This window comes from Burkholderia sp. NRF60-BP8 (assembly GCF_001522585.2).
In the GTDB taxonomy this organism is placed as follows: Bacteria; Pseudomonadota; Gammaproteobacteria; order Burkholderiales; family Burkholderiaceae; genus Burkholderia.
The window spans coordinates 1,165,764-1,178,816 of record NZ_CP013373.1; the positions used below are offsets into that span (position 1 = coordinate 1,165,764).

Here is a 13,053-nt window from a genome sequence, read left to right on the forward strand (position 1 = left end):
GCGTTACAAGGCGCCCGGCTCACGCATGACATCCCCAGAAGCCTCCGATACCCCGTTCGAACCGAAGAAGATCCTTGCGCAGTTGCCGCACATGCCGGGTGTCTATCGCTATTACGACACGGCGGGCGCCGTCCTCTACGTCGGCAAGGCGCGCGACCTGAAAAAGCGCGTGTCGAGCTATTTCACGAAGACGCAACTGTCGCCGCGCATCGCGATGATGGTCACGCGCATCGCGCGCATCGAAACCACCGTCACGCGCTCGGAAGCCGAAGCGCTGCTGCTCGAGAACAACCTGATCAAGGCGCTCGCGCCGCGTTACAACATCCTGTTTCGCGACGACAAGTCGTATCCGTACCTGAAGCTCACCGCGCATCGCTTTCCGCGGATGGCCTACTACCGCGGCTCGGTCGACAAGCAGAACCAGTATTTCGGGCCGTTCCCGAGCGCGTGGGCCGTGCGCGAGAGCATCCAGATCCTGCAGCGCGTGTTCCAGTTGCGCACCTGCGAGGATTCGGTCTTCAACAACCGCACGCGGCCGTGCCTGCTGCACCAGATCGGGCGCTGCACGGCGCCGTGCGTCGGCGCGATCTCCGACGAGGATTACGCGGTCGACGTATCGAACGCCGCGCGGTTCCTGCTCGGCAGGCAGTCCGAAGTGATGAAGGAGCTCGAGCAGAAGATGCACGCGTTCGCAGCCGAGCTGAAATTCGAGCAGGCGGCGGCCGTGCGCAATCAGATGAGTTCGCTCGCGACGGTGCTGCACCAGCAGGCGATCGAGGTCGGCAGCGACAGCGACGTCGACGTCCTGGCCGTCGTCGCGCAGGGCGGACGCGTGTGCGTGAATCTCGCGATGGTCCGCGGCGGCCGGCACCTCGGGGACAAAGCGTATTTCCCGACACACGTCGAAAGTGCGCTGACGCTCGCCGAAGGCGGTCTCGGCGACGAGGCCGAGCCGGCGGAGGCGGTCGATGCGACGCTCGACACGCTGCCCGACCAGCCCCAGGAAGAGGCCGGCGGCGCGCGTGGCACGACGGCGGCATCGGTCGAGGCCGAGGTGCTCGATGCGTTCATCGCGCAGCACTATCTCGGCAATCGCGTGCCGCCCGTGCTCGTCGTCAGTCATGCGCCCGCGAGTCGCGACCTGCTGGAGCTGCTGTCCGAGCAGGCTGGCCACAAGGTGTCGCTGGTGCGGCAGCCGCAGGGGCAGCGACGCGCGTGGCTGTCGATGGCCGAGCAGAATGCGCGGCTCGCGCTCGCTCGGCTGCTGTCCGAGCAGGGCTCGCAGCAGGCGCGCACGCGTGCGCTGGCCGACACGCTCAGCTACGACAGCGACGATCTCGCGACGCTGCGGATCGAATGCTTCGACATCAGCCATACGATGGGCGAGGCGACGCAGGCGTCGTGCGTCGTCTATCACCATCACAAGATGCAATCGAGCGAATATCGCCGCTACAACATCACGGGCATCACGCCGGGCGACGATTACGCGGCGATGCGGCAGGTGCTCACGCGCCGCTACGAGAAGATGGTGGAACAGGCCGCACAGGCCGCGGCCGCCGACGAAGCGGCCGGCATCGACGGCGAGTCGACGCGCCAGGCCGAGGCGTCGAGCCTGCTGCCGAACATCGTGCTGATCGACGGCGGCAAGGGCCAGGTCGAGATCGCGCGACAGGTGTTCACCGAGCTCGGCCTCGACACGTCGATGCTGGTCGGCGTCGCGAAAGGCGAGGGGCGCAAGGTCGGCCTCGAGACGCTGGTGTTCGCGGACGGTCGCGCGCCGCTCGAACTCGGCAAGGAGAGCGCCGCGCTGATGCTCGTCGCGCAGATCCGCGACGAGGCGCACCGTTTCGCGATCACCGGCATGCGGGCGAAGCGGGCGAAGGCGCGCCAGACGTCGCGGCTCGAGGAGCTCGAGGGCGTCGGCGCGAAGCGCCGGCAGCGACTGCTCGCGCGTTTTGGCGGATTGCGCGGCGTGGTGGCCGCGAGTGTCGAGGAGCTGGCGAGCGTCGAAGGCATTTCGCACGCGCTCGCCGAGCAGATCTACAAGCAGCTTCACTGACGCGGCCGTGCGGCCGGCGGCATTTGCCAGCATTCTTGTGGCAGGCCGGTCGACACGGCACAATTGCGAATCCTTTACTGTCCCGTATGCCATGCCGTTCAATTTCCCGATTTTCCTGACGTGGGTACGGATCGTGCTGATTCCGCTCGTCGTCGGCGTGTTCTATCTGCCGGACTCGGTGATGGACGGCGCGCACCGCAACCTCGCGGCGGCGGCGATCTTCATCCTCGCCGCGCTGACCGACTGGTTCGACGGCTTCCTCGCCCGCAAGTGGAACCAGACGTCATCGTTCGGCGCGTTTCTCGACCCGGTGGCGGACAAGCTGATGGTGACGGCCGCGCTGTTGATCCTCGTGCAGATTTCGCGGGTCGACGCGGCAATCGCGCTCGTGATCGTCGGGCGCGAGATCGCGATTTCGGCGCTGCGCGAATGGATGGCGCAGATCGGCGCGTCGAAGAGCGTCGCTGTGAATCAGCTCGGCAAGTTCAAGACCGCATGCCAGATGGTCGCGATTCCGATGCTGCTGTTCTACGGGCCGTTGCCGCTCGGCATCGTGACGATCGATACGCGCGTGTGGGGCGAGTGGCTGATGTATCTCGCCGCGGTGCTGACCATCTGGTCGATGCTGTACTACATGAAGCTCGCATGGCCGCAGATTCGCGAGCGCGGCGGCGCGTAAGCCGCGCGGCATGGGCCGGCGGTTTTTGTAAAAAGGGCTGGAAAAGCTCTTGACACACGAATGTGCCTTCGACATAATCTCGCTTCTCCGCTGCACGACGAAGTAAGTGTGTGACGGGGAAGCAGTAGCGTAGCGATACGCGGGAGTAGCTCAGTTGGTAGAGCGCAACCTTGCCAAGGTTGAGGTCGCGAGTTCGAGACTCGTCTCCCGCTCCAGATTTTTTCTGGCAGCGTGTAGTACGGCAAAGCGCTGCAGATGCAGGACACATGCGGGAGTAGCTCAGTTGGTAGAGCGCAACCTTGCCAAGGTTGAGGTCGCGAGTTCGAGACTCGTCTCCCGCTCCAGATTTTTCTGGCAGCGTGTAGTACGGCGAAGCGCTGCAGATGCAGGACAATGCGGGAGTAGCTCAGTTGGTAGAGCGCAACCTTGCCAAGGTTGAGGTCGCGAGTTCGAGACTCGTCTCCCGCTCCAGGTAACGGGGAAGCCACGCTTCCCTTTTTATTTGATGGACTTCCGGTCCTCGAATGAAAATCTGTCGCTTGCCTCACGGCATCCGGACAGTCCGCTTTTGGCGCGATAGCAAAGCGGTTATGCAGCGGCCTGCAAAGCCGTTTAGGCCGGTTCGACTCCGGCTCGCGCCTCCAGAAAAAAAGCCCCGCTTCGGCGGGGCTTTTCTTTTTCTGCATCGCTTTGTCGTTACTGATCCAGCTGGGTGAGGTTAATCACCGCGAGCGGCCCACCCGGAAACTGGATGAGCCGACCTTCGTCCACACCGCCGAGATCGACCGGCGCGAAACCGAGGCGAATGATCAGATCGCTGACGGATTTCTTTGCATCAGCATCTTGTCCGGCCAGGAACAGCACGCGTCGACCACCGTCAACCTTGGGGCCAGAGGCCAGCGGCCCGGCACTCAAATGATTGAACGCCTTCACAACCCTTGCTCCCGGCGCCCACTGCGCGACCAGCTCGCTGGAAGCACGACCGCCAAAATCGATGGCATGGAACGACGGTACGTTGTCGGCACCGATTCGTACTTCTACCGCATTGTTTGCGTCGACTAGAACACGGGCGTTCCACGGACCGAGATCCTTCAAGGCCGTGGCCACCTGATCCCAAGGCACCGCGAGAAACACGATGTCAGCGCGTGCAGCCTCTTTTACGCTCACGGCTCGAATATAGGGGCCGAGTTCATCGGACAGTGCTTGTAGTGATTGCGGTCCGCGGCTATTGGCAATGGAAGCCGAGATGCCACTACGGGCGAGATTGCGCGCGATGGCCGAGCCAATGGCACCGGCCCCGATGATTGCGATACTCATACTGGTTCCCTCTGGTTGAAAGTCATTTCGTAGAGGGACTTTATGCTCGTTGAGTCTTTACAGGTAGTTGAGTGCAAGTAGAATCAGTTTCAATCAATATTTGAAGCTCGTCATGGAAAGTCTTGCCAACCTGGAATGCTTCGTCCGGAGCGCCGAGTCAGGAAGCTTTTCGGCGGCTGCACGCAGGCTCGCGCTTACGCCTGCAGCGGTCAGCCGCAACGTTGCGCATCTTGAGCGCAACCTGGGCGTCCAATTGTTTCAACGTAGCACGCGCGGCCTGACGCCCACCGAAGCGGGCGACCGCTTCCTGCTGTCGGTGCGGAGCGGTCTCGACAGTATCCAAGGTGCGATTGCGGATCTCATGGTCAATGCCGCCAAACCGTCGGGCGTTCTGAAATTGAGCGTTCCAGCGGGTTTCGGAATGGACTATCTGTTACCGCTGATGCCTGCTTTCCTGGAACGCTATCCTGAGGTGAGGCCGGATTGGTTTTTCGATAACCGGCCGGTCGATCTCATCGGGGAAGGATTCGACGTGGCAATTGGGGGCGGCTTCGAGCTACCTGCGGGGATGGTGGCTCGCGAGTTGGGCCGGATTCATTTGATCGCGGTGGCATCACCGGCATACATGGTCGATAAACTTCCCCCGAAAGATCCCGCTGATCTCGCGAGACTGGGAAGCGTGTCGATGCGTTCGCCGCTAAGCAGTCGTCAGCGCGCATGGGTCATGCGCAACTCGGTTGGCACTGAGATGGCAGTGGCAGAAAAGCCGGTGATGCTGGTCAATGACCCTGATGCGGTTTGTCGGTCGGCGCTACTGGGTATTGGCGTCGGTGTGGTTTCGCTGCTACATGCAGCGCCACACCTCGCCAGCGGCGCCCTGGTGCGAGTGCTGGAAGATTGGCATGTCGATGCTGGGCCATTGTCGTTGTATTTTTCGAACCAAAAGCTCTTGCCAGCCAAAACACGCGCGTTCGTGGACTTCATCACCGAGTCATTTCGGGCGCAGAAGTTGCCGAGGATTGAGCGCAATCGGAGGTAGTGTTGAAGATGGCGGAGCAGTCATGCAAAGCGCGCATTCAGGAAGCGGCGACCCTGGGCGGTTTAATCCGGGTAAGCTCATTGACGTAATGAAACTTATGCCGGCCCGAGAAGCCGTTTGGCTCGATTCGACTCTGGCCCGCGTCTCCAGGTAGAAGGAGAAAAGCCCCGCTTCGCCGGGGCTTTTCTTGTTCCGCGTCCGTTTCCGTCGATCGCACACGATGCATGCGACGGCCGCCCATCAATTACCCATCCACCGGCTGCACCGGCGTCTCGAGCTTCAACTGGTAGAACGCCGCATCGAGCCAGCGGCCGAACTTGAATCCCGCCTCGGCGATCGTGCCCGCGTGCACGAATCCCAGTTTCGTATGCAGCGCGATGCTTCCGGCATTGGTCGCGTCGATGCAGCCGACCAGCACGTGCACCTGCGCTTCGCGTGCACGCCGCACCACTTCGCGCAGCAGCAGTTCGCCGAGCCCGCGGCCGCGCTGATCGTTGCGCACGTACACGCTGTGTTCGACCGTGTACTTGAAGGCCGGGAACGCGCGGAACGTCCCCCAGCTCGCGAAGCCGAGCAGCGTGCCCGCGGCGTCGACGGCGCCGAAGACCGGAAAGCCGCCCACGCGCTTCGTCGCGAACCACGCGACCATTGCTTCCGGCGGCCGCGGCCGGTAGTCGTACAGTGCGGTCGAGTTCACGATCGCGTCGTTCAGGATGTCGAGAATGGCCGCTGCGTGTTCGGCCTCGCTGCAATCGATCAGGCGCACGTCGTCGCGCTGTGACGGGGAGTTCATACGGGTTCCTTCCTGTTGGCTCTAAATCGGGTGCGCACTCGACGCGCGCATCACGCGCTCCGCGCGGCGGCGGATGCGTCGCAGATCGCGACGACATAGCGCGCGGCGTGCGACGACGGATTGCTGAAGATCAGCGGCCGGTCGAGCCGCATGGCCAGGCAGTCGCCTTCGCGAAGTTCGTGAAGCGCATCGCCCAACGTGACGTCGACGCGGCCGCTGATGATCCACACCTGCTGATGCAGCGCGCTTTCGCGCCCGCCGCTGTCGTACGCGACGCGCGCGCCGGGCGGGAAATCGACCTCGACGAGCTGGAGCGGCGACGGCCAGCCGGCCGGCGACAGGTTGCGCCGCACATAGCCGGACGCCGGGTCGCGCCATTCGGCCTGCTGCGCGCGGCGGGCCAGCGGCTGCGCGGGCGCGTCGTCCCGGTCGCCGCCGAACAGCCCGGCGAGCGACACGCCGAGGCCGGCCGCGAGCTTGTCGAGCACGACGGCCGTCGGGCTGGCCGACGCGCGTTCGATGAGCGAGATCATCGAACGGCTGACACCGGAACGCGCGGCCAGCGCATCGAGCGTGTAGCCTCGAACGGCGCGCAGATCGCGCACGCGCCGGGCAATGCGCTCGTTGATACCGGCGTCGTCGGCCGTGGGAATCGCTGATTCTTTCATGATGGATTTATTTTCCAGCAAGATGGAATTCGATGTCAACGGCATTCCCCGACGCGGATTGAAGAAGGGGACGGAACCGAACGGCTTGCTCGGTCATCAGGCGCAGCGTAATATACGAAATAGCTACGTTTCGTTTAATTGGGGATATATGGGCATCATCAAGATTTCCGAGCACATGCATGAGCGGCTGCGCTCGACGAGCACGGCACTGAGCCGTTCGATCAACGCGCAGGCCGAACACTGGCTGCGCGTCGGAATGCTGGCGGAGCTCAATCCGTCGCTGTCCTACGGCGACATCTGCAAGATGTTGATCGAGGCAGAGGCGCGTGGCGGCGACGTGGGGCCGGCGGAACCGGTAGCGCAGCATATCGAGCAGGTGGCGTAATGGCGAAACGCGAAATCCCGATCCGCGGCGCCGCGGAAATCGCCAAGTCGCGCGAAGCCGCGAGGCTCGCGTCGCAGGTGCTGACGATGATCACCGAGCACGTGAAGCCGGGCGTCACCACCGACGAGCTGGATGCGCGCTGCCGCGAATACATCGTCGACGAATTGGGCGCGATTCCCGCGAACATCGGCTACCACGGCTATCCGAAGACGCTGTGCACGTCGGTCAACCACGTGGTCTGTCACGGCATTCCGACGTCGCGGCCGATGCGCGACGGCGACATCGTGAACCTCGACATCGCGGTGATCAAGGACGGCTGGTTCGGCGATACGAGCCGCATGTATTTCGTCGGCGAACCGAACGCGCTCGCGCGGCGGCTCGTCGCGGCGACCTACGAGGCGATGCACGCCGGCATCCGCGCGGTGCGCCCCGGTGCGACGCTCGGCGACGTCGGCTATGCGATACAGCAGGTCGCCCATCGCGAAGGGTTCAGCGTGGTGCGCGAATATTGCGGGCATGGCATCGGCGACGTCTATCACGACGAACCGCAGGTGCTGCATTACGGTCGCCCGGGCACCGGTCTGCCGCTGCGGCCGGGGATGATCTTCACGATCGAGCCGATGTTGAACGCGGGCAAGCGCGATACGCAGGTGCTGGCCGACGGCTGGACGGTCGTCACGAAGGACCATTCGCTGTCCGCGCAATGGGAGCACATGGTCGTGGTGACGGAAACGGGCGTCGAGGTGCTGACCGAGGACGCGAAGCCGCAGGCGTTCGCCGCGCTTTCCGGCACGCACGCGGCCTGACGGCGACCGTGCGCCGCATACGGCGGCGCGGCGTTGCAATGAAACGGGCTCCTTCGCGGAGCCCGTTTCGCTTGCCGCGGCCTGCGCCGCGGCGCCGCCGAGCTTAACCGCGCGCCTTCTGCCACGCGTGTTCGACGAACACGCGGCACAGTGCTTCCATGCCCCGGCGGTCTTCGTCGTCGAAGCGCGCGGCGACCGGGCTGTCGACGTCCCATACGCCGATCAGCGTGCCGTCGCCGGCCACCAGCGGCACGACGATTTCCGATTCCGACGCCGCATCGCAAGCGATATGGCCGGGGAAGTCGTGCACGTCGCGCACGACCTGCGTCTCGCGCGTCTGCGCGGCGGTGCCGCACACACCCTTGCCGAGCGCGATCCGCACGCACGCGGGCTTGCCCTGGAACGGGCCGACCACGAGTTCGGTGCCGTCGAAGAAGTAGAAGCCCGCCCAGTTCAGGCGATCGAGCGAGTGATAGACGAGCGCGGAGAAATTCGCCGCGTTCGCGATCAGGTCGCGTTCGGATTCGACGAGCGCACGCGCCTGCTCGACGAGCGTCGCGTATTGGTCGGCCTTGGAGGCGGTAGGGTCGTTGGACAGCGTGAACATGGCGGGAAAGCGATAGAGGTTGTGAAAGCGCGCACTGCGCGTACCGCAGTCTACGGCACGCGCGCGCGGTCTGCAGCGCAGGGGCGTGGGCGATGCGGCGCGTTCAGTCCGGTTCGAGTTCGGCGAACCGCTCGGCCAGGAAATCGAGCAACGCCCGTACCGCGGGCAGCAGCCCGCGGCGCGACGCGAACACCGCGTGCACGATTTCGCGGCGGGGTGCCCAGTCCGGTAGCACCGTGACCAGTTCACCGCGCGACACCTCGTCGCGTACCATCATCGTCGGCAACTGCACGACGCCGACGCCCGCGGCGGCCGCCGCGCGCAGCGCGAGCATCCCGCCCGTCACGAAGCGCGGCTGGTGATGGATTTCCGCGTGCGCGCCGTCGGGCCCGCGCAGCCGCCACACGTGCGTGGACTGCGGCACGCCGTGATCGAGGCTCGGCAGCCGCGCGAGATCGGCGGGAACGACCGGTACGCCATGCTCGCGCAGCAGCGCGGGGCTCGCGACGAGACACTGGCCGCGCTCGGCGAGCACGCGCAGCGCGAGATCGCTGTCCTCGAGCGGCGGCGGACGCACGCGGATCGCGACGTCGATTCCTTCGCCGACCACGTCGACGCGCCGATTCGTGGCTTCCAGGTGGATCTCGACGCGCGGGCACGCGGCCATGAACGCGGCGATCATTGTGCCGACCAGCGAATCGAGCAGCACGATCGGGCAACTGACGCGCACGATGCCGCGCGGCTCCTCGTGCAGCAGCGCAATCGCCTCGTCGGCGGCATCGGCCTCGACGAGCATCGCGCGGCAATGCGCGTAATAGGTCTGGCCGACGTCGGTGACCGTGAAGCGGCGCGTCGAACGCTGGATCAGCCGCATCCCGAGCCGCGCCTCGAGCAGCGCGATGCGGCGGCTCAGCTTCGATTTCGGCATGTCCAGTGCGCGCCCGGCCGGCGCGAAGCCGCCGTGTTCGACGACCTGCACGAAGTAGTAGAGATCGTTGAGATCCCGCGCTTTATCGTTCATGAAATGGAACGCTGAGTGCGATTTTGGCAGTCTACCGGATCGATCGTTCCATCTCTATATTGTCATCCATGGATGCGAAACACGGGTTTCGCCGCAATACGGAGAAGGGCAATGAAGAAGATCCAGGGTGTGTACAGTGCGCCGCGCGGTCATTGGGTCGGCGACGGTTTCCCGGTGCGTTCGATGTTCAGCTACCAGTCTCATGGCACGCACCTGAGCCCGTTCCTGCTGCTCGATTACGCGGGCCCGGCGACGTTCGAACCGACGAGCACGCCGCGCGGTGTCGGCCAGCATCCGCACCGCGGTTTCGAAACGGTGACGATCGTCTATGACGGCGAAGTCGCGCACCGCGACTCGACCGGCGCGGGCGGCACGATCGGCCCGGGCGACGTGCAGTGGATGACGGCCGCGAGCGGGATCCTGCACGAGGAATTCCACTCGGAGGCGTTCACGAAGCGGGGCGGCCCGCTCGAGATGGTGCAGCTGTGGGTGAACTTGCCCGCCGCGGACAAGATGGGCGCGCCCGGCTACCAGACGCTGTTGAACGCCGATATCCCGGTGGTCGAGTTGCCGGACGGCGCGGGACGGGCGCGGATCATCGCCGGTGAGCTCGACGGGCGGCGCGGCCCGGCCCGCACGCACACGCCGATCGACGTGTGGGACGTGCGGCTCGTCGCAGGCGGCCATGCGCGGTTTCCGGTCGCCGAAGGGCGTACGCTCGCGGTGGTCGTGCTGAGCGGCACCGTGCAGGTGAACGGCGAGACGGTGGCCCGCGAAGCGCAGTTCGTGCAACTGAGCCGCGACGGCAGCGACGTCGAGATCGAAGCGAACGGCGACGCGAAGCTGCTGATCCTGAGCGGCGAGCCGATCGACGAGCCGGTTGTCGGCTACGGTCCGTTCGTGATGAACTCGCAAGCGGAGATTCGTACCGCGATCGAAGATTTCAACAGCGGCCGCTTCGGCCAGATGCCGGCATGACGGCATGACGAGCAGGCCCCGCGCGATGCGGGGCTTTTTTTCGCACGCGGGCAGGCGGTCGCGCGCGATGCGCGCTTCGAGGCATAATCGACGGTTGCCGCGCGCCGGTCGGCGCGCCCGACTCAGGACCGCACATGAACGCATCCGCACCCGCCGCATCCCCGAGCACCGCCGATCTCGACTGGCGCTGGAAATCCTTCGACGCGCTGACGGCGCGCGAAATCTATTCGATCCTCGAAGCGCGCAGCGCCGTATTCGTCGTCGAACAGAACTGCGTGTATCGCGACATCGACGATGCGGACCAGGCCGCGTGGCACCTGGCGGCCTTCGATCCGGCCGGCCGTCTGGCCGGCTATCTGCGCGTGCTGCTGCCAGACGCGCAGCACACCGACGTGCGTATCGGCCGCGTGCTGACGACCGCCGCGTTTCGCGGCGCCGGGCTCGGCAACGGGCTGCTGTCGCGCGCGCTCGAGCATATCCGCGCGCAGTGGCCGGATACGCAGGTGAGCCTGCATGCACAGGCTCACCTGCAACGTTTCTACGGAGCGTTCGGCTTCACGCCGAGTTCGGACGTGCACGACGAGGACGGCATTCCGCACGTCTGGATGAGCAGCGCGCGCGCGTGACGCGCGCCGCGCTGCGCGGCAGTCAGTGCGCGCCGCGTGCGACGGGCGGTTCGTCCGTGCGCCGCGCGGCCCGTTCGCCGATCAGGCGCCCGCGCGCGGACAGCCGTAGCCAGTGCCGCAGCGCGATCAGTGCGCCGATCACGCTCATCATCGAACCGGGAATCCATAGCAGCAGGCCGCCGATCTGCTGGTCGCGCAGCGGGCTCAGCCACGTGAACGCGCGGCCGCAGATCGAATAGATCGGATACAGCTCGTGCGGCGTGAAGAAGATCAGCGCGCCGAGCGCGATCTGCGGCGGGATCGCCGCGACGACGATCAGGATCCGGCGGCCCGGCGACAGCCGCGCGGGCGGCGCGGGACGCGGATCGACGACGAGCCACCAGAACAGCAGCCCGTCGATCACCATGCTCCAGTTCATCGCGCGATAGAGACGCCAGTCGAGCATCGCGATGAAGTGGATCGGCGACAGCAGCCAGAAATAGATCAGCCCGACGAACAGCACGACCGCGACGACCGGATGGAATACCACGTCGAGCGTCGCGCGCACCGGCGCCCACGCGAGCGCGGGGCGCACGAAGCGCTGCCGCCAGCGGAACGGAATGCCTGCGCGGATCGCCGCGCCCGGATAGGACAGCGCGATGAAGAACGGCCCGAGGTGATGCAGCACGAGGTGCTGCGCGCGGTGCATGAAGAATTCGTGCTCGAAGAAGTAGTCGAGCCGCGTATGCAGCGCGATGTAGAGCGCCGTCAGCCCGAACCAGAACGAGAACTGCCGCAGCGGCGACACCTTCGCTTTCTTCACGCCGCGTGCGAACAGCACGGCGGCCGCCAGCACCGCGATGACCACGGTCGGCGACGGTTCCCACGGATCGAGCCAGTACAGGAGGTTCATCGCGCGTGTATCACTTCGCCCGGGCCGGCGACTTCACGGCGAACGGCGCATCGACCGTTTCGCCGTCGGAGAACTTCAGGCGCAGATGCACGGTGTCGCCCGGCTTGATCGCGTGCTTCGGCTCCTCGAGCATGAAGTGATAGCCGCCCGGCGCGATGTCGACCTTGCCGCGCGCGGGGATCGTCAGCTTGTCGACCATCTCCATCTTCTGCGTCGAGCCGTTCGATACCGTCTGGTGCAGCATCGCCATCCCGTAGTCGGGGCTGTCGACGTCGACGAGGTCGATCGGCTTGTCGCCGGCGTTCACGAGCGTCACGTAGCCGCCCGCGGGCAGCTTGTTCGGCAGCCAGCGCACCCAGGCATTCTGCGCGCTGATCGCGCCGGCGGCATAGGCGTGGGTGCCGGCGCACAGCGCGGCGAGGAGGGCGAACGTCTTGAGGGTCGTTTTCGTGTTCATCGCGGAATTCAGGTCGTGGAGGCAGGGTCGATGATCCGGCGCACATCGGCGGCGATGGCGTCGGGCGAATCGCGATCGGTCGCGAGCAGGCGCGCGCGACCGGTCGCGTCGAAGATGTAGACGGCCGAGCTGTGCGTCACTTCGTAGCCGCCGGACGGATCGCGCTTTTCCATCTGGTACGCGACGCGATAGCGCTTCGCGAGCGATTCGATCTGGCCGTCGGTGCCGGTCAGGCCGCGCGCGTGCGCGGCGTCGAACGCGGCGACATAGGACTGCATCGCCTGCGGCGTGTCGCGCGCGGGATCGACCGAGACGAACAGGATGCGCACGTGGTCCGCCTGCGGGCCGAGATTCGCCAGCACTTCCATCAGCCGCGCCAGGGTTTCGGGGCAGACATCGGGGCAGTGCGTGTAGCCGAAGTAGACGAGCGCGACGCGGCCGCGGAACGCATCGGCATCGACGGGATGGCCGTCGCCGCCCGTCAGCTCGAACGACAGGTCGGGCAGGTGGCCGGTGACGTTGGTCAGGTTCCAGCGCGGCTCGTCGTGCGTGCACGCGGCGAGCGCCAGGGCGGCGGCGAGGACCGCGGCCGTGCGGATGAGGCGGGAGAGGCGCCGGCGCGGCGCGGGACAGGCAGACGGCATCTCAGGGACTGTTTCCATATGGAACGCGCAACCCCAAATTAAAAAATATTCTACGGGATTGTCCGAAACTGCCCGTATGGCG

General features: G+C 65.6%; 15 protein-coding genes and 4 tRNA genes. 11 read left to right on the forward strand and 8 right to left on the reverse strand.

Features of this window, described 5'->3' with window-relative positions; all coding sequences use genetic code 11:
- Positions 1-25 precede the first annotated feature (25 nt).
- The 6 genes from uvrC to WS54_RS18805 all read left to right on the forward strand — a co-directional run bounded on the left by uvrC (position 26) and on the right by WS54_RS18805 (position 3,382).
- Positions 26-2,059 carry an excinuclease ABC subunit UvrC gene (gene uvrC / locus WS54_RS18780; RefSeq protein ID WP_059779761.1) on the forward strand — a complete coding sequence of 678 codons (2,034 nt, stop codon included), beginning with the start codon at positions 26-28 and terminating at the stop codon, positions 2,057-2,059.
- A gap of 91 nt (positions 2,060-2,150) precedes the next feature.
- Positions 2,151-2,738: a CDP-diacylglycerol--glycerol-3-phosphate 3-phosphatidyltransferase gene (gene pgsA / locus WS54_RS18785; protein WP_034206791.1), complete on the forward strand. Its 588-nt coding sequence runs from the start codon at positions 2,151-2,153 to the stop codon at positions 2,736-2,738.
- Between the two features lie 139 nt (positions 2,739-2,877).
- Positions 2,878-2,953: transfer RNA gene (locus tag WS54_RS18790), tRNA-Gly, on the forward strand.
- A gap of 53 nt (positions 2,954-3,006) precedes the next feature.
- A tRNA-Gly gene (locus WS54_RS18795) sits at positions 3,007-3,082 on the forward strand.
- Positions 3,083-3,133: 51 nt separating this feature from the next.
- Positions 3,134-3,209, forward strand: a tRNA-Gly gene (locus tag WS54_RS18800).
- A gap of 99 nt (positions 3,210-3,308) precedes the next feature.
- A tRNA-Cys gene (locus tag WS54_RS18805) sits at positions 3,309-3,382 on the forward strand.
- 52 nt (positions 3,383-3,434) lie between these two features.
- Here WS54_RS18805 and WS54_RS18810 read toward each other — a convergent pair.
- Positions 3,435-4,055 (reverse strand): NADPH-dependent F420 reductase, encoded by a 621-nt coding sequence (locus tag WS54_RS18810; protein ID WP_080747744.1) that lies wholly within the window; start codon positions 4,053-4,055, stop codon positions 3,435-3,437.
- 112 nt (positions 4,056-4,167) lie between these two features.
- Here WS54_RS18810 and WS54_RS18815 point away from each other — a divergent pair, with 112 nt between their 5' ends.
- Positions 4,168-5,094 (forward strand): LysR family transcriptional regulator, encoded by a 927-nt coding sequence (locus tag WS54_RS18815; protein WP_059782115.1) that lies wholly within the window; start codon positions 4,168-4,170, stop codon positions 5,092-5,094.
- Between the two features lie 244 nt (positions 5,095-5,338).
- Here WS54_RS18815 and WS54_RS18820 read toward each other — a convergent pair whose 3' ends face one another.
- Complete coding sequence (locus WS54_RS18820) at positions 5,339-5,887, reverse strand: GNAT family N-acetyltransferase (RefSeq protein ID WP_059782117.1); 549 nt, start codon at positions 5,885-5,887, stop codon at positions 5,339-5,341.
- A gap of 50 nt (positions 5,888-5,937) precedes the next feature.
- Positions 5,938-6,555 (reverse strand): helix-turn-helix domain-containing protein, encoded by a 618-nt coding sequence (locus WS54_RS18825; protein ID WP_059782119.1) that lies wholly within the window; start codon positions 6,553-6,555, stop codon positions 5,938-5,940.
- 148 nt (positions 6,556-6,703) lie between these two features.
- Between WS54_RS18825 and WS54_RS18830 the strand changes: the two genes are divergently transcribed.
- Positions 6,704-6,940: a ParD-like family protein gene (locus WS54_RS18830; protein WP_034206796.1), complete on the forward strand. Its 237-nt coding sequence runs from the start codon at positions 6,704-6,706 to the stop codon at positions 6,938-6,940.
- Positions 6,940-7,746, forward strand: a complete 807-nt coding sequence (map, locus tag WS54_RS18835) for a type I methionyl aminopeptidase (protein ID WP_059782121.1) — start codon at positions 6,940-6,942, stop codon at positions 7,744-7,746. The genes WS54_RS18830 and map overlap by 1 nt, the downstream gene beginning before the upstream one ends.
- Before the next feature lie 103 nt (positions 7,747-7,849).
- Here map and WS54_RS18840 read toward each other — a convergent pair whose 3' ends face one another.
- A complete protein-coding gene (locus WS54_RS18840) occupies positions 7,850-8,353 on the reverse strand; it encodes a GAF domain-containing protein (RefSeq protein WP_034206798.1) in 504 nt (167 codons plus the stop codon).
- A gap of 103 nt (positions 8,354-8,456) precedes the next feature.
- Positions 8,457-9,374 carry a LysR family transcriptional regulator gene (locus WS54_RS18845; protein ID WP_034206799.1) on the reverse strand — a complete coding sequence of 306 codons (918 nt, stop codon included), beginning with the start codon at positions 9,372-9,374 and terminating at the stop codon, positions 8,457-8,459.
- Between the two features lie 111 nt (positions 9,375-9,485).
- Here WS54_RS18845 and WS54_RS18850 point away from each other — a divergent pair, with 111 nt between their 5' ends.
- Together WS54_RS18850 and WS54_RS18855 are read left to right on the forward strand one after the other, a co-directional pair.
- Positions 9,486-10,352 carry a pirin family protein gene (locus tag WS54_RS18850; RefSeq protein WP_059782123.1) on the forward strand — a complete coding sequence of 289 codons (867 nt, stop codon included), beginning with the start codon at positions 9,486-9,488 and terminating at the stop codon, positions 10,350-10,352.
- Between the two features lie 134 nt (positions 10,353-10,486).
- Entirely contained in the window at positions 10,487-10,978 is a 492-nt protein-coding gene (locus WS54_RS18855; protein WP_059782125.1) for a GNAT family N-acetyltransferase, read from the forward strand.
- 22 nt (positions 10,979-11,000) lie between these two features.
- Here the strand turns inward: WS54_RS18855 and WS54_RS18860 are convergent, their stop codons facing one another.
- Genes WS54_RS18860 through WS54_RS18870 form a run of 3 tightly spaced genes read right to left on the reverse strand, consistent with a single transcriptional unit; the run spans position 11,001 to position 12,971 of the window.
- Positions 11,001-11,870, reverse strand: a complete 870-nt coding sequence (locus tag WS54_RS18860; RefSeq protein WP_059782127.1) for a cytochrome c oxidase assembly protein — start codon at positions 11,868-11,870, stop codon at positions 11,001-11,003.
- Positions 11,871-11,880: 10 nt separating this feature from the next.
- Positions 11,881-12,327, reverse strand: a complete 447-nt coding sequence (locus WS54_RS18865) for a copper chaperone PCu(A)C (RefSeq protein WP_059782129.1) — start codon at positions 12,325-12,327, stop codon at positions 11,881-11,883.
- Positions 12,328-12,335: 8 nt separating this feature from the next.
- The gene (locus WS54_RS18870; RefSeq protein WP_059782131.1) at positions 12,336-12,971 is read right to left on the reverse strand and encodes an SCO family protein; all 636 of its coding nucleotides are present in this window, start codon (positions 12,969-12,971) and stop codon (positions 12,336-12,338) included.
- Positions 12,972-13,053: the final 82 nt, after the last annotated feature.

Coding starts and splice junctions, on each gene's coding strand:
- WS54_RS18810 (WP_080747744.1), bottom strand. CDS start 4,055: ATGAGTATCGCAATCATCGGGGCCGGTGCCATTGGCTCGGCCATCGCG.
- map (WP_059782121.1), top strand. CDS start 6,940: ATGGCGAAACGCGAAATCCCGATCCGCGGCGCCGCGGAAATCGCCAAG.
- WS54_RS18830 (WP_034206796.1), top strand. CDS start 6,704: ATGGGCATCATCAAGATTTCCGAGCACATGCATGAGCGGCTGCGCTCG.
- pgsA (WP_034206791.1), top strand. CDS start 2,151: ATGCCGTTCAATTTCCCGATTTTCCTGACGTGGGTACGGATCGTGCTG.
- uvrC (WP_059779761.1), top strand. CDS start 26: ATGACATCCCCAGAAGCCTCCGATACCCCGTTCGAACCGAAGAAGATC.
- WS54_RS18855 (WP_059782125.1), top strand. CDS start 10,487: ATGAACGCATCCGCACCCGCCGCATCCCCGAGCACCGCCGATCTCGAC.
- WS54_RS18845 (WP_034206799.1), bottom strand. CDS start 9,374: ATGAACGATAAAGCGCGGGATCTCAACGATCTCTACTACTTCGTGCAG.
- WS54_RS18860 (WP_059782127.1), bottom strand. CDS start 11,870: ATGAACCTCCTGTACTGGCTCGATCCGTGGGAACCGTCGCCGACCGTG.
- WS54_RS18825 (WP_059782119.1), bottom strand. CDS start 6,555: ATGAAAGAATCAGCGATTCCCACGGCCGACGACGCCGGTATCAACGAG.
- WS54_RS18865 (WP_059782129.1), bottom strand. CDS start 12,327: ATGAACACGAAAACGACCCTCAAGACGTTCGCCCTCCTCGCCGCGCTG.
- WS54_RS18840 (WP_034206798.1), bottom strand. CDS start 8,353: ATGTTCACGCTGTCCAACGACCCTACCGCCTCCAAGGCCGACCAATAC.
- WS54_RS18815 (WP_059782115.1), top strand. CDS start 4,168: ATGGAAAGTCTTGCCAACCTGGAATGCTTCGTCCGGAGCGCCGAGTCA.
- WS54_RS18820 (WP_059782117.1), bottom strand. CDS start 5,887: ATGAACTCCCCGTCACAGCGCGACGACGTGCGCCTGATCGATTGCAGC.
- WS54_RS18850 (WP_059782123.1), top strand. CDS start 9,486: ATGAAGAAGATCCAGGGTGTGTACAGTGCGCCGCGCGGTCATTGGGTC.
- WS54_RS18870 (WP_059782131.1), bottom strand. CDS start 12,971: ATGCCGTCTGCCTGTCCCGCGCCGCGCCGGCGCCTCTCCCGCCTCATC.